This is a genomic window from Streptomyces glomeratus, assembly GCF_021462825.1.
Taxonomy (GTDB): Bacteria; Actinomycetota; Actinomycetes; order Streptomycetales; family Streptomycetaceae; genus Streptomyces; species Streptomyces glomeratus.
Window position 1 is genome coordinate 132,680 of the sequence record NZ_JAKEEB010000011.1, and the last position, 19,303, is coordinate 151,982.

Below are 19,303 nucleotides of genomic sequence, written 5' to 3' on the forward strand. Positions count from 1 at the left end.
GGTCAGCCTCCTACGAGCGGAGAGCGGGTGGCGGGCGCCTCGGCCAGGCCGTTGAGGGGCTGGCCCGAGAGGTAGCGGTGCAGGTTGTCGGCGAAGAACGCCACCGCCTCGTCCATGTACGCGCGGCAGAACACCGAGCTTTTCGGGGTGAGTACGACCCGGGGGTGGAGCCGTAGCGGATGGCGTGCAGGCAGCGGTTTCGGATCGAACACGTCCAGGGCCGCGCCGCGCAGGTGGCCGGTGTCGAGGGAGGCCAGGAGGGCCGACTGGTCGACGGTTGCCGCGCGGCCGAGGTTGAGGAAGAGAGAGCGGTGCTTGCACGCCGAGAAGAGGTCGGGGTCGAAGTAGCGGTGCGTGCCAGGGGTCGCGGGCAGCAGATTGACCACGACGTCGGCGATGGACACCGCCTGGTGCACCGCCGTCGTGTGCACCCACGTGATCCCGCCCTCGGAAGCCGCAGGTGGTGTCCGGCGTACTCCGATGACGTTCATGCCGAAGGCCCGGGCGGCCTGGGCGAGGTGGCGCCCGACGCTGCCGCAGCCGACGATGGTCATCGTCGCCCCCGCCAGGTCGAAGAACTCCTCGGCCAGGTCGTCCTTCCACCAGGCACGGTTCCGCTGGACTCGCTGGCTGATGAACAGCCCGCGGGAGAAACCCAGGATCAGGCCCATGGCGTGCTCGGCCATGGGCCTGCCGTGGAAACCGTACGAGCGGGTCAGGGCTACCCCGACGGAGTGCGCCTCGGCGACGGGCAGATGGTCCGTGCCAGCGGCCGGGGAAGCGATCCACTTCAGATGTGGCGCGGCGAACAGCCACGAGGGCGCGAATCGCCATCCGAAGTAGACCTGTGCGTCTGCCAGCTGGTGCGGCACGGCCTCCTCGGTCGCCCTGCGGAACGCGATGTCGGGGAAGGAGGCGGACAGCGCACGCTCGTGATCGGAGGACAGCCGCCAGAAGGAGTGCGGGGACTCCAGGCTGATCAGCACCACCGGCTGGTTCATCGCGCTCGGCCCTCCGCGGTGGTTGACCGCGTCAGCGCCCAAGGGGCCATGCGGTCCATGACGAAGCCGACGCTGGCCTCGTAGTCGTGGCGGGAGCGCACCATGGCCGCCCCGGCGCTCCGGAGCCGATCGCGTTCTCGGGGCAGGACGGTCAGGGCCCGGTGCAGGGCTGAGGACAGCGACCTGGGGTCCTGCGGTGCGGCCGTGAAGCCGGTCTCGCCCTCGATGACGGTCTGAGCCAGGCCGCCGGCCGTGGTCGCGACCACCGGTCCCGCACCGGCTGCGAACGCCTCCAGAGGTATCCGGCCAAAGGGCTCCTCGCGAGAGGGAACGATGACCGCGCGCAGGGCGGGGCTGTGCAGCCAGGCACGGATCGCGGGGGTGAAGCGAGTGATCAGAGTCGCGTCCAGATCGTGCGCGCGGATGTCTGCCGCCAGGTCCTGCTGGTACGAGGAGAGGTGCTTGTGTTCCTCCGAGGTCACGGCAGCCAGCAGCAGGTGAGGAACGGGGACACCGCGTTCCTTCAGCAGACGCAACGCCTCCAGGAGGTCTTCGAAGCCTTTCGTCGGGACTGCGCGGCCCATGGCGAGAAGGAATCCGGCGCGGGCCTTGAAAGGCAGCGGCAGAGCCGTGGCCGGCCTGACCATCTCCTCACCGATCAGCCCGTTCGGGATGCTCACGATGCTTGACCGAGGGACGGCGTAGTTGACGACGAGGTGGCCCCGCATGTGGGAGGAGATGGCCCCGACGCGCGCACCTCGGAGTGTCGCCGCTCGCAGGGCGTCCCGCTCCCAGCGGACGCGGGAGACATCCTTGGGCCGCGTCAGCGCGGTCGTGGAGCGGGGCACGAGCAGCAGATCCGTGGTCGGCGACGTGTAGGGCGCGAGCCCGAGGAACGGGATGTCGAGGCCGACGAGGAGGCACCGGCTCGCTCGCGCGGCGATGCGTATGGCCGCCTCGCCCGCCAGGTCGCACAGCTGAACCGAGCCGCGGACCGAGTCCGGCGGCGCGTTGACCTTCGGGATCGTGATGACCTCGGCCGCGGCCTGCCGCAGCATCTGCCGCACCTCGTGGGCCCACCGCTGATTGTGCGCGCCTGCGGCCTCGGGCACGTGCGGGGTGATCACTGAGAGGCGGCCTGTCGGCAGGAGCCGGGCCAGTGCCGTGAGGAAGGCGCGGTTGCTGAAGCCGGTGCCCGACTCCGCGCCGTAGAAGCCCTCGTGGAGAGCGACGACGACCCTGGGTTGAGGAGCGGCCTCCGGCACAGCCGTGAGTGAGGGTGGGGAAGTCGCGCGGTCGATGCGCACTGTGTGGTGCCTCCTTGGAGGACGGGTTTCTGCAGGCGTGGACGTCAGGCGCCGGCGGACGAGGAGCACGGCCTGTGTGTGAGTCGGCACCAGGCACGAGAGCCGCTGGTGCCAGTCGTCAGTGACCAGGCATCGGCCAAGGCATCGACGATGATCAGTCCCCGTCCTGATTCGGCCTGCTCGTCGGGCGCGGTAGGAGAAGCGGGTGCCGGGCGGGAACAGCCGCCGTCGGTGACGGTGATCTCGATCTCCAGGCCGCCGCTGGCCAGGCTCCTGCGGTCGACGCACAGGACCAACGGGGGACTGCCCGAGACGAAGGCGTTCGTCGCGAGCTCCGACCCGATCAGGCGGGCGTCAGCAAGTACGTCCGTCTCAGTGCCACGCAGCGCCAGCGTCACGGCGCTCCGGGCGACCTCGGCCGCTTCCGGTCCGTACGGCAGATCCGTGATCAGGGTGGTTGTGCCGTCGCTAGCGACGAGCCCGCGTCCGGGGGCGGAGGTTGGTCGTCCGGCGTCACGGTCCAGCACATCGCCCGGTCGGCCTGGGGAGGTGCTCGTGTGCTGTCTCAAGGCCCACCTCTTTCTCCGTCGGCTCGGAAGACGGGCGCCTCCGCCGGGATCCAAGAACACAGGAGGGGGACGGTCAGGCAGGACCCGAGCAGTGGGTCAACTCGGTCAACTTCCATGCGGCGGTGGTGAATCGTCCGTCCAGGGGCGTCACCATGGGGCTCGCGAAGTGGTGGACGAACCACTGGAGCGAAGGGTGGTCGCACGTGGCACCGCAGACAGGCGAGCCCAACGTCGTACTGGCGGGGTGCCTCGACGAACTCGGGTGGAGCCCGAAGGCGCTCGCTCGCAAGCTCAACCGGGTCTTCGGCGCGGGGACGGTGGCCGAGTCGGCGCCGTACCACTGGCGGGACGCCGGCTCGCTGCCGCGCTCGCCGTTGCCGATGATGGCCGCCTACGTGCTCTCCCAGGAGCTGGGTAGGAATGTCTCGGTGGCCGAACTGTGGCAGGGCCGTGTGGGCGACTCGTCAGCCCTGGTCCCCGCAGACACGGATCTCGCGCGGCCTTGGACCGCGCAGGGCATGGAGGCGATCGTGGAGGACTGGGTGATGGGAGGGCTTGTCGACCGTCGCCGGTTCCTCGCGATCTCGGGCGCGGGACTCCTCGCGATCGTCGCCCAGTACCTCGACGGCACCGCGGGACGCGGTCAGTACACGCCTCGAATGACGTCGTCGTCCGGCACCGATCCGCTCGTGGACCAAGTGGAGCAGCATCTCCCCATGCTCCAGTTGCTCGATGACGAGCACGGAGGGGCACGTCATCTGCCTTACGTGGGAGCCCAGTTCCGGGCTGTCGGGCTGCTGATTCGCGAAGGCGGCCATCCTCCGGCTGTCGCAAGCCGTCTGATCCGCGCGCTCGCGGAGATCGGTCAGCTGGCCGGCTGGATGGCCTTCGACGCGGCCGACCACGGACTGGCGCAGCGCTACTTCGTCACGGCGCTTCGGGCCGCCCATCAGGTCAATGATCTTCCCCTGTGTGCCCACATCCTGGGCGACCTGTCCTTCCAAGCGGCGAGTCGAGGACACCCCGCAGACGCCATCGCCCTCGGTGAGGCCGCCCGCCGTGCGAGCGACGCCGCCCCGCTGGCCGTCCGGGCGTCCGTCCTGTCCCGGCTCGCCTACGCGTACGCCGTCGCCGGCCGTGACAACGACTTCGCCCACACTCGTGGCGCTGCCCGCGAACTGATCGCAAACCGGGACGGCCGCCAAGAAGAGCCCCGCTGGATGTACTTCCTCACCGACAACCACCTGGACTGCCAGGCTGGTTACGGCCTCATCCAGATGGGTCGTGCACAGCAGAAGGCGGAGAGCGGAAAGAAGAGCCGTCGCTTCCTCGCCCAGGGGACCGAGATGCTCAGGTCCGGGGCGTACGACGTCCCGCGCGGCGACCCAAGCCAGCGCCGAGCCATGTTCGAGGGAGCCTGGCTGGCCCTGGGACACAGCGCGCACGGAGACCTGGAGGCAGCCTGCGAGATCGGCCAGATCGCCGCCGACCGCCTCGATGTCGTCCGCTCGCCTCGCAGCGCGGAGCTGCTCCACCAACTTGCCGCCGACCTCCGTCGCCGACAGCGCAACCCTCACGTGCGCGGCTTCCTGCCAGCCCTGGAGAACGTCCTCGCCCAACACGCCCCATCGACGCAACCCGGCCGTTAGGGTCAGGTTCATGACCGCAGGGGAGCGCGTTGTCGTTGTCGGGGCTGGGGTGGCTGGACTCACCACGGCCGTCGTTCTCGCCGAGGCCGGGGCTTCGGTGCACGTGATCACCGAGCAGGTGCCGGGGGTCACTTCGCTGGCGGCCGGGGCGATGTGGGGGCCTTACCTGGTCGAGCCGAAGGACAAGGTCGACCAGTGGGGACAACGGTCCTTGGAAATCTTCCGGGAGCTGGCCCAGGACCCGGCGACGGGCGTCCGGCTCACCAGTGGCATCGAGGCATCCCGCACGGCCGAAGCCGCGCCAGACTGGGCCACCACTTTGCCGGGTTTCCGGCCGTGCGAGCGGGCCGAACTTCCGGCCGGGTTCACGGCGGGCTATCGGTTCACCGTGCCACTGATCGACATGCCCACATACCTTGACTACCTCCTGCGCCGGCTCCGCGATGCCGGAGGTGTGTTCGAGCGGCGACGGCTGGCCTCGTTCACGGACGCCGGTCAGGCTTCCGTGATCGTCAACTGTTCGGGCCTCGGTGCGCGCGACCTTGTGCCGGATCCTGACCTCCGGCCCATCCGCGGCCAGCACGTCGTCGTCACCAACCCCGGGCTGACCGAGTTCTTCTCCGAGGACACCGGCCTCTCCCCGGACCTCCTGTGCTTCTATCCCCACGGCGACACCGTCGTCCTGGGGGGCACAGCGATCGACGGCGAAGGCGATCTGGCCTCCGACGACAAGGCTGCGGTCGGTATCCTCGCCCGCTGTGCCGAGGTCGAGCCCCGCCTCGCCCGGGCCCGTGTCCTGGAGCACCGGATCGGCGCTCGACCGACCCGCGCCACGGTCCGTGTGGAGGAAGAGGTGGGGGAGGACGGCACCGTGGTCGTGCACAACTACGGGCACGGAGGTGCTGGCGTCACGCTGTCGTGGGGGTGCGCCGAGGAGGCTCGGGCGTTGCTCTCTGTTAAGTGATCTGCACGTGGAAGAACAGACGTTGCGACGTCCGCAGCGCGGGACCGCTCAGGGCGCCCCGACACGCTTGTAGCCGAACCACAACCGGCCACCGGTCTGCCCGAGCACCTCGTCCGCGACGGCCACGAGGGTCTCGACTCTCCCGTCCAGTACCTCCTGTACGCCGTGGTGGAGGCGTGCGCTGAGCCCTGGCGCGGTCGTCTCAAGAAGGCGTGCCAGCCACTTCCCACCGCCACCCCACGACCCGCCTACGGCCAGTGCCAGCTCACCGGTGCGTCGGACCAGCTCGGTCGCGATGAACAGACGCTCGCTCTGGTCGTCACTTCCCGCGAGGTCGTCCAGAAGGTCGATGATCGCGTAGCGGCGATCATCGATCTCTTCCGACGACAACGGTGGTGGTCCGGCGGCGGTCAGCTTCCGGGCCTGTGCGGCGAGGCGGGCTCCGAGTCCGTCGGTGTCGAAGAGCAGCAGCCCGTCGGCACACATCCACAGCAGCGGTGACCGGCGCTTGCGCAGCTACCGTTCGACATATGCGTGCCACGTTGCCTCGGTGTGCACGAGCATCTCCACCGGCCAGCCGGCGTACTGGAGGCTCGCCCGGTACGGAGCTGGGGCCCCGTGGAGCAGCACCACGATGTCGAGGTCCGACGTCGCCGTGCGGCGACCCGTCACGACGCTGCCGCCCAGGAACGCGGCGCGGGTCGGGGTGCTGTTCATCTACGACGGCGCGTGCGGCCTCGATCGCATCCATGCGGCAACGATCAGCACTGGCCCCACCCCGCGCACGCCCTTTCTCGATTCGGCCGCGATGTCTCGCTGTAGGGTCTCGTGGCTCCATGGCCCGCAGCGGCATTGTGACCGGCGACTTCATCCAAGTCTCGCGCTGTGACCGCCCAGCCAGTCTCACGGACGTGTCCGAATCCGCGGACCGGCGCCCGGCCTGAGCGATGACGATCTCCTCGTGCCTGGGCAGGCTCAAGTGCTCTCGTCGAGATGAGAGCGGGCCGCTTGAACGAAGTCTGTGCGCACTTCATGGAACCGGAGCCACCGCCCGTGCGGGAGGCGATCCAGAGCCTCGCTCAGCGACAGCTGCTGACTGTAGGTGAAGAGGAGGGCTCCGGCATCAGAGGCAGACAGGAGGCCCAAGGTAATGATCTGGAGGCCGATCTGCTGGCCGTACTCCGTGCGGCCGGGATCGTTGGAGTCAATTGCCTGCAGCTCGCGTAGGGAACTGAGAATCGCCGTGATCGGCCGATCCTGGTCAGAGGAAACTTCCCGCTGCTCACGCTCCCCGGCTTCTCGGAGCACTCTCATTGATCGCGCGGCAGTGAGTGCCTGTTCCAGCTCGAAGATCGTGTTGACTATGGAGTCCTGTAGGGCGTAGCCCTTTGAGGCGATTTGTTCCGGCCCTTCGAGTTCGATCTTGCGATAAGCGTCTGTCGCGCGGAGCGAGAACGAGTCTCTTCGAGGGCCAACTCGGCCTCCGGCAGATCCTCATCGGCGAGATGCTCTGCCACAACTCCGGCAGAAAGTCTGAACTCATCCACGGCGCCTAGATATTCGACCCAGACGTCGCGCCTTACGGTCCGACGCCACTGTGCGTTCTGGTCTCGGCCTTGTGCCCTGACTGCTTCGATGGCTGCGTTGGCCTGCTCTTGCATACTGCGTGCCTGCCAGCGGGCTCCAAACAGGCCAAGCGCCACACCTGCCACCGCGATCAGCGCCGCGAGTACGGCAGCTACCCCCTGATCCATCCCAGCATCGTTTCATTCCGAGGATCAGGCAGAAGGGTGGGCCGGTCAGTCTCAGATCCGTGGCCCACCGGCTGCTGAGTGGCCATGAGCTATGAGATTTGGCCACGCAATCTGAGATCCCACACTCGCCCCATGCGTCTCAGTTCGCCGGGGGCAGACAGCAAAGATCCACGAATAGCTGGTCAGCGCAGGAATCTGGGTTGTGGCGAGGTCTGGGGGATGAGCCCCTTTGGGGGCAGCACCAGTGCCTCGGTGTGGGACAGGTTGGACCCACGCCGTTTCCTCCAGGACAGCGGTCGGCTCTCCCGCGTCCAGGCAGCGTTCCGAGCCGCCTACCGCCTCCGGCGGGTCGGCTCCATCGCCGTGGGCACCGACGAGCCGACCCGCCTGGGGGAACTCGTCGGAGCCCTGGCAGGCCAGGTGGAGGAGCGGACCGTCCAGGAGTACCGGAAGCTCCTCCGCGACCGCTCACGTAATCAGTCCGCCTGAAGCTCCTCGATGACCTGCTCGGCCATGCGCTGTGCAGGCTCCAACCGAGGATCCTGAGGGTGGGCGTACGGCCCGAGGATCTTCGAGCAGACGAACAGCGTCATCAGCTTGCCGTCCCGGCTCTCGAAGTCCCGCCGACGCTCCTGCCGTACACGATCGGCCAGAGACGGGACGGCAAGCGAGCTCCCCCACAGTGAGGCCGAGTCCAGTCCCCGCGGGGCGTTCCCCCAGTCCTCCCAGTCGAAGAGACTGAACACCGGGGCCGTGACGTTGGCCCAGTTCAGGTCGGCGTGGGCGGGCACCCAGCGCTGGACGGTTGTATCGAAATCGCCGGGAAAGAGGGCTCGGATGGCCTCGGTGACCGACGCCTGGGTGATGGTCTCGGTGTCGGGGGTGGCGACCCGCTTGGTCGTGTGAGCCGCCAGCGCGTCCAGCGAGGCGTTCAACCGTTTCCACCACTCGTCGGGAAGTTCTGGTGCTTCACTCAAGATGGAATTCCCGACCGGAGTTCCGGGCAGGAGGTCCGTCTCATCGGCCCGCCACATCACTGGCTCGTCTGTGTCCCGCCAGACCATGCATCCGTGCCATGCGGGCTGGATGACGGCCTTCAGACGAGCGGCGGACTCGGTACCGTTCCATCCCTGGTCGGTGATCTTGCTGAGCCTGCGACGCTCGATGCGGACCCAGGTATCGCGGCTTGTTCGGGCTCCTACCGACCGGCGCTTGCGCACCACCGTTTCCTGGAGGAAACGCACCTGAAGAGACCGAGCAACGCGGTCGAGTGCCTCATCGACCGGCTGCATTCGTAGATCAACAGCCCGAGCCGTGGAGACCGAGAGTGTCATACGCGAGACCGTAGCAGCGCGATCGCGTCGAGAGGACGAGTTCCTGGGCCGCTTCGGACAGTGGAGCGGGACATGCCAACCGAACCGACTGCATGGTGGGATTCGCGGAAACCGGCGGCTCGTTGTCAAGCTCGGACACAGTCGATCAGGGCTTGGCGTAACCCATCCCGCGCTCTCGACTCACCCGGGAATAGGGTGAGGTTCGTGGCCGCAGGGGAGCGCGTTGTCGTTGTCGGGGCTGGGGTGGCTGGGCTCACCACGGGCGTCGTTCTCGCCGAGGCTGGGGCTTCGGTGTGCGTGATGGCCGAGCAGGTGCCCGGTGCCACGTCGCTGGCGGCCGGGGCGATGTGGGGGCCGTACTTGGTCGAGCCGATGGAAAAGGTCGAGCAGTGGGGACAACGGTCGCTGGAGGTCTTTCGGGAGCCGGCGGAGGAGCCGGCGACGGGCGTCCGGCTCACCAGCGGGATCGAAGCGTCCCGCACGGCCGAGGGCGCGCCGGGCTGGGCCACGACTTTGCCGGGTTTCCGGCTGTGCGAGCCCGCCGAACTCCCGGCCGGGTTCGCGGCGGGCTACCGATTTACTGTGCCGCTGATCGACATGCCCACCTATCTGGATTACCTCTGTGCCGGCTACGCGATGCCGGGGGAGCGATCGAGCGGCGTCGGCTGGCCTCGCTCGCGGATGCCGGTCCGGCTTCGTTGATCGTCAACTGTTCTGTCCTCGGTGCACGCGACCTGGTGCCGGATCCTGAACTTCGGCCCGTCCGCGGCCAGCACGTCGTCGTCACCAATCCGGGGCTGACCGAGTTCTTCTCCGAGGAGACCGGCCTTTCGCCGGACCTGCTGTGCTTCTATCCTCACGGCGACACCGTCGTGCTGGGCGGCACAGCGATCGACGGTGAGGGCAACCTGGCCCCCGACGACAAGGCGGCGGCCGATATCCTCGTCCGCTGGGCAGAGGTCGAACCCCGTCTGGCCCAGGCTCGCCTGCTGGAACACCGGATCGGCGCTCGACCGACCCGTGCCACGGTCCGTGTCGAGGAGGACCTGTGGGAGGACGGCACTCTGGTCGTGCACAACTACGGGCACGGTGGCGCCGGCGTCACGCTGTCGTGGGGATGCGCCGAGGAAACTCGGGACCTGCTTTCAGCCTAATGACCTGAGACTCCTGAGCGGGTGGTTGCGGGCCGCGCGCAGGCCGCACCACCCAATGGAAGGTGGGGCACTACGTTCTGTCCCAGCAACGTGGTGGTACACAGGCACCGTCGGTAGGTCCAACTGCGCAAGCGGCCCCGGTCGGTTGCGAAGCCAGGTGCGCATCGCCCGCCCAAGGATGCGCAATCACCACGTGCCCGTCGGGACGCCGGGTGCGCAGAGGCGTGGTGGGCCCTTTGGTCGGGGCAGACCTGGTCGGGCCGACCACGGCAGGTAGGAGCACGGCTGCGCAGGCTCCGATTCGCCCGGGTGCACAGACTGCGCAACTGCTGCGCGCTCAGTGCGCAGTTCCTTGCGCAAGGCTGCGGTCGGAGTTGTGGTTGGGTCCACGGTCGGGGGTGTGGTCGGGCCTGTGGTCGGAAATCTCTGCGCAGCCGTCGCACGGAGACGGTGGGCGCTGCGCATCGGCTGCGCAGGCCGGTCTACACGTCCTGGGTCTGGCTCCAGACCACTGTGCGGTCGGGGTCCCGTATGGGGCGCCACACTGGCTCGGACGGGCCGTTGCTGCGCAGGTCGACAAGGGATGCGGCCACCACGGGGACAGCGTGCAGGAAGCCGGCCACTGCCGGGTCGACGGCGGCCGCGTGCAGGGCGCGGATGCGGATGGTGATGCCGGCGGGGCCGATGCCGTCAAGGACGAACAAGACGCGGGGGAAGAGCGGGTAGCGCCTTCGCCATTCCTCCTGCACCGGTTCCTGCCCGATGGTCGGCCGGTGGCGACCCGGGGCGGCGGGCACGTAGTGGTAGAGGCGGGCGTAGGCGGTGAGCTTTGCGGCCAGGCGTTCTGGGCCCATGGTGGCCCGGTCGACCTCGACGAACGCCCGCAGCATCGACCCCTCGCCGTCCGCGGGTCCGCGCCGGTAGTACATCAGCGCGTCGGGGATGACGGCCTCACCACCCCCGACGGGGTGGTAGACCTCGGGCAGCCAGTCCAGCGGCCGGCACAACTCGCCGAGGCGGCGCGCGTCTTCGAGGAAGAGGAGCGCGGTCTCGGTCACCGTCAGAGTGTGTCCGACCCGCAGTCGCGCGGCAGTGGGATCGGACACCGTCTTCGGTGGCCGCCGCCCGCGCAACTCCGGCCACTCCGAGGCGATCTGCACGCCGTAGGAGGTGGGAAACCACACGCGCAGCCGTCCGGCCTGGGGCAGGGTGATGCGGTCGATGAGTCCCTCATCGCGCATTTTGGCCAGCCGCCGCCGGGTCTGCTCGATGCGCACCTCGGGGGCGATCACCCGGTGCATCTGTTCGGTGGTGGCCATCCGGTACTGCGTCAGCACCGCCAGCGCCAGCCGGTCCCCACCCCCCGCGTCCACGTCGGTCATCGTCGGCCCGCCCCTCTCTTACGGGCGGCGCCGTCCCGCCCGGCGCCGCGTATACCGGCTACAGCAGCAGGCGACCCCGACCGGACCACCGACCACGAAGGCCCGACCACGGTCACGGGGCGACAACACCGCCCCCGACCGTGCCGGCATCCCCGCCGACATCTCCTCCGACAACTGACCGTGCCCTGCCACACCCTGGACGGCGTAGCCGCAGGTCACCATGCCTTGTCGGCCCTGGCGCGGAGCACGACATCCCCCTATGCGCCTCTCACAGCCGACCCCAAAACAGAAAGAGAAGGGTTGGGACGGGCTGGGGGCCGGCGATCGGCGCGGCGGGGGATCGGGGGCGGCCTGGAGCTCTTGTTGCGCGTCGGCCGGGGCCTCCGCGCTCAACGCCGAGCAGGCCGGCACAAGGGCGGACTGGCGGGCGGGGCGCAGCTGCACCGCGCCTGGTTACACGGCCCACAACACGGGCACGACGGATACCTTCGATGGGACGTCGACTCCGGTCGGCTGGGCTCTGAGAACGCGGGTCTAGGCACATGGGAGTTCGACGCCTCGCAGCTGGAGGCGCCCGGATAGAGCCAGGGCAACCACACCGGAGGTAGCGGCTGACTGGGTTTTCGGTGGCGAGTCTCTGCCATTCTCCGCTGTGCCCTGTGGGTACCCGTCCCATCGGGCATGTGCTTGTTTGCGGGCTTGTCGTGGTGGTCTTGGACGCCTTGCCTGTTGATGTCAACTTGTGGGACGACTGGGTCACCGCTCGAAAGGCTGCGGGCGTTACGGCCTGCACTTTCACGACCTGCGGCACACGCGCAACACGCTCGCCTCCACGACCGGGGCCAGCACCCGAGAGCTGATGACGCGCATGGGCCACAGAGGCTCGCGCGCCGCACTGTCGGATGAGGTCAGCTGCGGTCGCGTCGAAGCGGTGAGGCGCTGGTCAGATGGTTGTTGAGTTGCCTGCGGACAGAGTTGCGGCCACCGTGATTACGAACGTTTGTGACGACATTTCAAGGCAGATGGCCGTGTCACATGCGTGACCGGCAGCGATGCTCTGGATCGGTGCCTGGGTGGAGCGGCCGCACTATCGCTGGCAGAGTGTGGTCGGCTCAGGGGCGGCTTTCCGGCACGTTGTCGTGGACTCGCCTCGGGTCGGTGACGGCAACCGCTCCCAGAACCTCTTCAATGCGGGCCATGAGGTCGGACTTCAGTACGACACCGGAAGCCTTGGCGTTTTCCACAACCTGCTCCGGACGCGAGGCACCGATGATGGCGGCCGAGACGTTGGAGTTCTGCAGCACCCACGCTACGGCCAGTTGTGCAAGGGACAGCCCGGCCTCGGCGGCCAGCGGCTTGAGCCGCTGAACGGCCTCCAGCACCTCGTCGCGCATCCACCGCGCGATCATGTCGGCCCCACCCTTGTCATCGGTGGCCCGCGAGCCCTGCGGAGGCCGGCGACCGGGCTCGTACTTGCCCGTCAGCACACCCTGTGCGATCGGCGAATAGACCAGCTGGCCCATGCCCAGTTCCTCACAGGTGGGCACGACCTCTCCCTCGATAACCCGCCACAGGGCGTTGTACTGTGGCTGATTGGACACCAGAGGGATACGCAGTTCCCGCGCCAGCGGGTGAGCGCGCCGGATCTGCTCCGCGGGCCACTCGGAGACGCCGATGTAGTGGGCCTTGCCGGAGTGGACGATGTCGGCGAACGCCTCCATCGTCTCCTCCAGCGGCGTAGCCACGTCGTACCGGTGCGCCTGGTACAGGTCTACGTAGTCGGTCCGCAGGCGTCGCAGCGATCCTTCGATCGACAGCATGAGGTGCTTGCGTGATAGGCCCCGGTCGTTGCGCCCCGGTCCGGTCGGCCAGTAGACCTTGGTGAAGATCTCCAGTCCCTCGCGGCGCTCACCCTTCAGCGCGTCGCCCAGGACCGACTCGGCACGCGTTGCCGCATAGGCGTCGGCTGTGTCGAAGGTGGTGATGCCCATGTCCAGCGCCGCGTGCACGCATGTGGTGGCCGCCTCCGCCTCCACCTGCGAGCCGTGGGTGAGCCAGTTCCCGTAGGCGATCTCGCTGATGACCAGGCCGCTGCGGCCGAGATGACGGTACTCCATGAAAGCAATCCTTTGGTGGTACGTGCGGGGCCGTCGGTAGGGGCTTGATCAGGAGCACTTGGCAGGCGTTTATCCGATCACTTCAGGCCCTTCAGTAACAGCACGTGCCTGCTACTGCTGAAGGTCTGCCTGGCTCTGCGAGCGCGGTGGCTCCCACAGCTTGGAGGTCGGTGCTCAGGTGTGTGGTTCGTTGCGTACCTGATGTCGCGCCGTGCGCAGGGCCAGTGGTGCTGCGGCTGCCCACGCTTGGGGTGAACAGGAATGCGGGTAGGGAGTGGGTCCTGTGGTGGCGGAGCGGTCGTAGCCGGCGATTACCTCGGGCAGGCGGAAGCCGTGGTGGGCCGCTGCCGCGATGAGGCCATTAGTGACGGTGTCGACCTCGTGGGCGAGCTTGTAGCGGGCGAAGCCCAGGGCGATGATGGCGTTGTCATGGGGCCAGGCACTGCCGCGGTGGTAGGAGAGAGGGTGGTACGGCTTCTGTCCGGCGGACAGGGTGCGGATCGCCCAGCCGGAGAAGAAGTCCGGGTCCAGCAGGCGTTGGCCGACCCGGCGGGCGTGCTCCGCGTCGAGGATTCCGGACCACAGCAGGTGGCCGGCGTCCGAGGCCAGGGCGTCGACCTGGTGTCCGTCGCCGTCCAGAGCGAGGGCCGGAAAATCGGCCTGCGGCATCCAGAAGTCCGTTGTGAAGCGGCTGCGCAGTCGTGCAGCGGCGTTACGCAGTCGGTGCGCGTATGGCTCGTCCTGCCAGATCTTGTGGGCGAGTTCTGCTGTGCGCTGGAGTGCGTCGTAGGCGTAGCCCTGGGCTTCCGAGACTGCAATGGGGCCTTTTGCCTGTGTGCCGTCGGTGAAGCAGATGGCCCCTGCGGAGTCCTTCCAGTTTTGGTTGGCCAGCCCGCCCGGGTCCGGGGTGTAGACGAGGTAGCCGTGTTTTTCCAGGCCGCCGTCGGTCAGCATCCAGTCCACGGCCTTGCGGGCGTGCCGCTCCAGGCGCTGGGCGAGGGAGCGATCGTTGGTCGTCTCGTAGTGGGCGTGGAGCAGGACCAGGAAGAGCGGTGTGGCGTCGACGGCACCGTAGTACCGGCCGTAAGGGACCTGTCGGAAGTGGGCGAGTTCGCCGTGGCGGGTCTCGTGGACGATGCGTCCGGGCTGTTCGCCGCTGAAGGAGTCGTAGCGCTGTCCCTGGGTGGCGGCGAGGGCGCTCAGTGTGGCGGCGGCCGTGTCTGGTCGGTAGGGCAGGAGGAAGTAGGAGGTGAGCAGGGAGTCTCGACCGAACAGGGTGAGGAACCACGGGATGCCGGCGGCGGGGACGTGCACTTCGTCACCGTCGACTCCGGTGACCGGGATGGTCAGCAGGTCGATGTCGGCGAGGCCCCGTTCGCAGGCGCGGTTCAGGTCGTCCGTCCCCGTCGACGTCTGCCGATGGGTGTGCGGCACGGGAGGCGGGTCGAGCGTCAGGCCGTGCGGGTGAGCACGGAGGGTCAGGTGCAGTTCAGCCTCGCCGTGGCTGTCGAGCCGAAGATGCCAACTGAGGGTCCGCGCGGTGGACTCCTCTGCACCCTGCGCCGTGGCAACGGTGTCCGGGGCCGGATGGCAGGTGAGGGTGGTCCGGGCGTGCCAATCTGCTCGGTCGTAGTCGAAGTGCAGGCCGTCAGGCGTGGTGTGGGCTGTGTACCGGCTGCCGGGTTTGGGGTAGTGGCGGTCGTCGGCACGCAGTTCGAACAGGTCGGCGAAGTCCACGTCGACGGTGAGGTCGACGCGCGCGGTAACCGGTTCGGGAAGGTTGCTCACCAAGCGCAGATGGTCGGTGAGCGTCCCTGCGCTGACGGTCTGCCGACGGAAGACAGTGTAGGCGGGAGGGTTGTCCCGCGTGCCCTGGGGCGTGAGGACACACGTCGCCGCGTCGTCCGTCGCCGCTTCGGCGGGCACCAGGGCGATGGGGCTGGTGCCGTCGACGGTGAGCTGCCAGCGGCTGAGGTGACGTGCATCTCTCAGGAACAGTCCGTCGGGGTTGGTGCCGCGGTTGCCGCTGATGCCTCCGGCGGTGTCGAGGCGGACGAAGGTGGCGTCGCGCACGAGTTGGACGCGGTTGTCGGACGCGGTCATGGCATGGGTTCCTTCAGGTCGGCGCACAGCAGGTCGAGCGCGAGGGCAGCGGTCCAGGAGAAGTGCCGGGCACCTCGGCCGGCGCCGGTCGCGGGGTCGACGTATTCGGCGAACTGGGACCGCTCCGCCTCCGCGAGAAACCCCTGCCTCAGGCGTTCGGCGTCCGTCTTGAGACGGTGGGTGCGCAGTCCCCGATAGATCAGCCAGGCCGTGTTGAACCAAGCGGGGCCGCGCCAGTAGCGCTGGGAGTCGAAGGCATGACCGGTCAGGTCGTAGCTGGGAACCAGCCCGGTGGACGCTGCCTTGAAGTGCGGACCGCCGAGGGATTCCTGCAGGCGCTGCACGATGCCGTGTGGCAGGCCCGGCACGACGAGGGGGATGAGTCCGGTGACGCTGCGCTCGGCGACCAGGGAGTGGGTGTTCAGGTCGAGGACGCGGAAGAGGCCGGCGTCGTCGTCCCACAGCCGGGCCACCAGCTGCTGGGTCAGTTCGTCGGCGCGCCTGATGTGAGGGGTGTCGTCCAGACCCAGGTTGTGCGCCATGGCGGCCAGGGCCCGCTCGCTGACGATGAGCAGGGCGTTGAAGCATGGGTCTTCCATGGCGAAGCCGTGCCGCAGTGCACGGTCGTCGTAGTCGGCCTCGCGGTAGTCCGTCGCGAGCCGGACATATCGGCCGTAGTCCAGGTCGGTGGGTCGGTCGGAGGGGTGGCCGTGGTTCAGGTCGGCGCGCTGGAAGGCCGCGGGCGCGGCGGGCTCGATGCGTTGCAGGGCCTGGTCCCAGCAGGGGCTGTTGTCCATGCCCGGTTCCCAGGGGTGGACGACGGCTGCCAGTCCCCCGCCGCCGAGGTCGCGGCGGGTGAGGAGGTAGTCGTGCCAGGCGGCGAGCCGGGGGTAGGCACGGGCGAGGAAGCCGCGGCGCCGGGATTCCCGGGGGTCCGCCTGATGCACGAGCCAGGCGGCCAGGGCGTGCACGGGTGGTTGGACGATGCCCGAGGTCTCGGGGGCCGTGGGCGCGCCCGCGGCCCGGCCGGCGCGGGAAGACTGCCAGAAGTCGGGGCTGGGGAAGTAGGCGTCGTGCGGAACGGCGGGGTTGAACACGATGTGCGGTATGCGTCCGTCGGCCCACTGTCCCGCCAGCAGGGACTCGAGTTCCTGCTGAGCCCGGCGCACGGAGAGGTGGCGCAGCCCGATGGCGATGAAGGCGGAGTCCCAGCTCCATTGATGGGGGTAGAGGGTACGGGAGGGAACGGTGGAGATGCCGGCCCGGTTGTCGATGAGGACCCGCGCCGCACCGCGCCGCAGTGTCAGGGCTGCGGTCGCGGTGGGCGCGGGCCAGTCCAGGAGGGAGCTCACGCGCCGGACCTCTGCAGGAAGGCGGGGATCGAGCGGACGGCCTCGATGGGATCGCCGGTAAGCCGGCACTCCGCGGCAAGGTATCCGTCGTAACCGATCGTGTGCAGGGCGCCGAGCCAGGCAGGCCAGTCGAGGTGTCCGGCCCCGGGCTGGAAGCGGTTTGAGTCGGAGACCTGGGCGTGGCCGATGACGTCGGCGTGAGCGAGGATCGCGGCGGCTGGGTCGCTCTCCTCGATGTTCATGTGGTAGCTGTCGATGCCGATCCTGATCGAGTCGAGTCCGATTTGGCGGATGAGCTCGGCGGCTTGCTCGAGCCGGTTGACCATGTGGTCCTCATACCGGTTGAGCGGCTCCAGGAAGAGAGTGACGCCCTCTTTGCGTGCGTGCTCGCCCAGTTCCGACAGGCCGGCAAGCAGAACCTCGCGGTCCTCCTCCTCGGTGCGTGGCGGTTCGAAGGGCGGAAGACGGCGCGAGAACATGCCGTAGGAGGCCGGGGTCTGGGCGCCCAGGCCGCCGATCTCGGCGATGACGGTGAGCTGTGACTTCATCTGGTCGATGGCGTCGCGGCGCAGGTCCGCGTCGAAGGCGCCGAAGAAGTGCAGCATGTCGACGCAGACTGTGGGCATGACCACACCGTCCTTGCCGGCCTGCTTCAACTCGTCGAGGCGGGCAGCGAAGTGCAGGTCGCCCTTGCCGCGCAACTCGATGGCGTCGTAGCCGGCCCGCTGGGCGATCGACGACGGCGGCCAGGGCTTCCTGAGGTTCCTGCTCAACTCCGCCCTCGTGTCGCTGGGCACGGTCGTCCTCACCCTGCTGGCCGCCGTGCCCGGTGCCTACGCCGTCAGCCGGCTGAAGTTCTTCGGCCACCGCCAGGTCAGCGCGCTCTTCCTGGCCGTCTACCTGTTCCCGGCGAGCTTGTTGGCCGTTCCGCTGTTCGTCATCTTCGCCAAGATGGGGCTGTCCTCCAGCCTGGTCGGGCTCGCCATCGTCTACGTTGCCCAGACCGTGCCGGTGGCGATCTACATGCTGAAGAACTACCTCATCACCATCCCCCAATCCATCGAGGAAGCGGCAGCGATCGACGGAGCCACCCGGCTGCAGACCGTCCGCAAGGTGATCCTGCCCCTCGCCCTGCCCTCCCTCATGGCGACCGGCCTGTACGTCTTCATGATCGCCTGGAATGAGTTCCTCTTCGCCCTGCTCTTCCTGGCCGCCGACCCCGCAAAGTGGACCGTGTCCCTGGGCCTGGCCCAGCTCTCCAACGGCGTCGAGGTGCCCAAGACCATCCTCATGGCCGGTTCGGTGGTGCTCACGATTCCCGTGATACTTCTGTTCTTCGCCGCCGAGCGCATGCTGACAGAGGGCCTGACCAGCGGCGCCGACAAGAGCTGAACGATGGGGGATGTCACGATGGCGCCGAGTCAGGTCAGCGCGGGTGGGCTGTTGGAGCTGATCCGCAGCGGCCGCGCCAACACTCGCGCCGACCTGCAACGCGTCACCGGGTTGTCTCGCTCCACCATCGGACAGCGGCTGGACCTCCTCAACCGCGCTGGCTGGCTTCGACACACCGCCGGCGCCTCCACCGGCGGCCGCCCGTCCCACAGGATCGTCTTCGACCCGACGCACGCCTCGGTGATCGCTGTCGACCTCGAGACCAGGCACGCCCGCGCAGCCGTACTGGATCTGGCTGGCACCATTCTCGCCGAGCACACCGCCCCCCTGAACATCAGCGACGGCCCGGACGACGTGCTCAACCAGTTGGCCTGCTGGTTTCCCGAGCTGATCGCCGCCGCCGGTGTGGAAGCCACCCATGTCTGCGGCATCGGACTGTCGGTGCCCGGTCCCGTCGACTGGGAGACGGGACAGGTTATCCAGCCCCCCATCATGCCCGGCTGGGACCGCTACCCCGTTCGGGAACGCCTGCAGAAGGCCTACGCCCATCACGTGGGCCCGAGCATGGGGGAGGGCCCCGTCCCCGTGTTCGTCGACAACGACGCCAACCTCATGGCACTGGCCGAGCAGCAGGCCAACCACCGCGACTGCTCAGCCTTCGTCCTCGTCAAGGTCTCCACCGGCATCGGCGCAGGCGTCGTCGTCGACGGCAACGTCTACCGCGGCATCGACGGCGGTGCCGGCGACATCGGCCACATCCGCCTGCACGACCAGCCCGACGTCCTCTGCATGTGCGGGTTCCACGGCTGCCTGGCCGCCGTCGCCAGCGGCCGAGCCCTCGCACGGGAACTGACCGCTCTCGGTCTGGACAGCGCATCCGGGTCCGACGTCAAACGCCTGCTCGCCGAGGGCCACCCAGACGCCATCCGTCTGGCCCGGGAGGCCGGGCGCCGCGCCGGCGAAGTCCTGGTGACCATCGTCACCCTGCTCAACCCGGGCGTCCTGATGCTGGCCGGAGACCTCTCCGGCGTGCCGTTCATGACCGGAGTGCGTGAACTGCTCTACCAGCGCGCCATTCCCCGTACGACCGCGAATCTCCAGGTCGTCACCTCACGGCTCGGCGACCATGCCGGTGTCATCGGAGCCGCTTCCATGGTGGTGGAGTCCCTCTATGCCCCCGACCGCGCCGACGCCCGTCTCGACCGCCTCGCACTCTGACGCCGAG

14 protein-coding genes and 4 pseudogenes are annotated in these 19,303 nt (G+C 68.5%); 7 read left to right on the top strand and 11 right to left on the bottom strand.

Annotated elements, in window-relative coordinates:
* Positions 1-2 precede the first annotated feature (2 nt).
* Genes LZ604_RS16080 through LZ604_RS16090 form a run of 3 tightly spaced genes read right to left on the bottom strand, consistent with a single transcriptional unit; the run spans position 3 to position 2,835 of the window.
* On the bottom strand, positions 3-1,001 hold the full coding sequence (locus LZ604_RS16080; RefSeq protein WP_234515790.1) for a D-2-hydroxyacid dehydrogenase: 999 nt from the start codon (positions 999-1,001) through the stop codon (positions 3-5).
* Positions 998-2,308 (bottom strand): glycosyltransferase family 4 protein, encoded by a 1,311-nt coding sequence (locus LZ604_RS16085; RefSeq protein WP_234515791.1) that lies wholly within the window; start codon positions 2,306-2,308, stop codon positions 998-1,000. Before LZ604_RS16085 ends, LZ604_RS16080 begins: the two co-directional genes overlap by 4 nt.
* 44 nt (positions 2,309-2,352) lie before the next feature.
* Positions 2,353-2,835: an ATP-binding protein gene (locus LZ604_RS16090; protein WP_234515792.1), complete on the bottom strand. Its 483-nt coding sequence runs from the start codon at positions 2,833-2,835 to the stop codon at positions 2,353-2,355.
* Positions 2,836-3,080: 245 nt separating this feature from the next.
* Between LZ604_RS16090 and LZ604_RS16095 the strand changes: the two genes are divergently transcribed.
* Entirely contained in the window at positions 3,081-4,526 is a 1,446-nt protein-coding gene (locus LZ604_RS16095; RefSeq protein WP_234515793.1) for an NsdA family TPR-like regulatory protein, read from the top strand.
* A gap of 10 nt (positions 4,527-4,536) precedes the next feature.
* A complete protein-coding gene (locus tag LZ604_RS16100) occupies positions 4,537-5,490 on the top strand; it encodes an FAD-dependent oxidoreductase (protein WP_234515794.1) in 954 nt (317 codons plus the stop codon).
* A 48-nt stretch (positions 5,491-5,538) separates the two neighbouring features.
* Here the strand turns inward: LZ604_RS16100 and LZ604_RS16105 are convergent.
* Both LZ604_RS16105 and LZ604_RS16110 read right to left on the bottom strand, forming a co-directional pair.
* Positions 5,539-6,241, bottom strand: a pseudogene (locus tag LZ604_RS16105) (nucleotidyltransferase domain-containing protein).
* 224 nt (positions 6,242-6,465) lie between these two features.
* On the bottom strand, positions 6,466-6,798 hold the full coding sequence (locus LZ604_RS16110) for a hypothetical protein (RefSeq protein WP_234515795.1): 333 nt from the start codon (positions 6,796-6,798) through the stop codon (positions 6,466-6,468).
* Between the two features lie 665 nt (positions 6,799-7,463).
* Here LZ604_RS16110 and LZ604_RS16115 point away from each other — a divergent pair.
* Complete coding sequence (locus LZ604_RS16115; protein ID WP_308283592.1) at positions 7,464-7,733, top strand: hypothetical protein; 270 nt, start codon at positions 7,464-7,466, stop codon at positions 7,731-7,733.
* Here the strand turns inward: LZ604_RS16115 and LZ604_RS16120 are convergent.
* Positions 7,721-8,578 (bottom strand): hypothetical protein, encoded by an 858-nt coding sequence (locus LZ604_RS16120; RefSeq protein WP_234515796.1) that lies wholly within the window; start codon positions 8,576-8,578, stop codon positions 7,721-7,723. The two genes, LZ604_RS16115 and LZ604_RS16120, sit on opposite strands and share 13 nt — an antisense overlap.
* 204 nt (positions 8,579-8,782) lie before the next feature.
* Here LZ604_RS16120 and LZ604_RS16125 point away from each other — a divergent pair.
* Positions 8,783-9,732 (top strand): annotated as a pseudogene (locus LZ604_RS16125) (FAD-dependent oxidoreductase).
* 482 nt (positions 9,733-10,214) lie between these two features.
* Here LZ604_RS16125 and LZ604_RS16130 read toward each other — a convergent pair.
* A complete protein-coding gene (locus LZ604_RS16130) occupies positions 10,215-11,114 on the bottom strand; it encodes a replication-relaxation family protein (protein ID WP_234515797.1) in 900 nt (299 codons plus the stop codon).
* Between the two features lie 737 nt (positions 11,115-11,851).
* Between LZ604_RS16130 and LZ604_RS36695 the strand changes: the two are divergent.
* A pseudogene (locus tag LZ604_RS36695) lies at positions 11,852-12,012 on the top strand (site-specific integrase); the annotation flags it as partial.
* A gap of 214 nt (positions 12,013-12,226) precedes the next feature.
* On the opposite strand, the gene LZ604_RS16140 reads toward LZ604_RS36695, so the two are convergent.
* The 4 genes from LZ604_RS16140 to LZ604_RS16155 all read right to left on the bottom strand — a co-directional run bounded on the left by LZ604_RS16140 (position 12,227) and on the right by LZ604_RS16155 (position 17,459).
* Entirely contained in the window at positions 12,227-13,231 is a 1,005-nt protein-coding gene (locus LZ604_RS16140) for an aldo/keto reductase family protein (RefSeq protein WP_234515798.1), read from the bottom strand.
* Between the two features lie 174 nt (positions 13,232-13,405).
* Positions 13,406-15,334 carry an amylo-alpha-1,6-glucosidase gene (locus tag LZ604_RS16145; RefSeq protein WP_234515799.1) on the bottom strand — a complete coding sequence of 643 codons (1,929 nt, stop codon included), beginning with the start codon at positions 15,332-15,334 and terminating at the stop codon, positions 13,406-13,408.
* Positions 15,331-16,686, bottom strand: coding sequence for an MGH1-like glycoside hydrolase domain-containing protein (locus LZ604_RS16150; protein WP_234515800.1), 1,356 nt, complete (start codon positions 16,684-16,686; stop codon positions 15,331-15,333). Before LZ604_RS16150 ends, LZ604_RS16145 begins: the two co-directional genes overlap by 4 nt.
* A complete protein-coding gene (locus tag LZ604_RS16155) occupies positions 16,683-17,459 on the bottom strand; it encodes a sugar phosphate isomerase/epimerase family protein (protein ID WP_267971453.1) in 777 nt (258 codons plus the stop codon). The genes LZ604_RS16150 and LZ604_RS16155 overlap by 4 nt, the downstream gene beginning before the upstream one ends.
* On the opposite strand from LZ604_RS16155, the pseudogene LZ604_RS16160 reads away from it, so the two are divergent.
* Positions 17,422-18,078, top strand: a pseudogene (locus LZ604_RS16160) (carbohydrate ABC transporter permease); the annotation flags it as partial. The gene LZ604_RS16155 and the pseudogene LZ604_RS16160 overlap by 38 nt on opposite strands.
* A gap of 18 nt (positions 18,079-18,096) precedes the next feature.
* Entirely contained in the window at positions 18,097-19,296 is a 1,200-nt protein-coding gene (locus LZ604_RS16165; RefSeq protein WP_234515802.1) for an ROK family transcriptional regulator, read from the top strand.
* Positions 19,297-19,303: the final 7 nt, after the last annotated feature.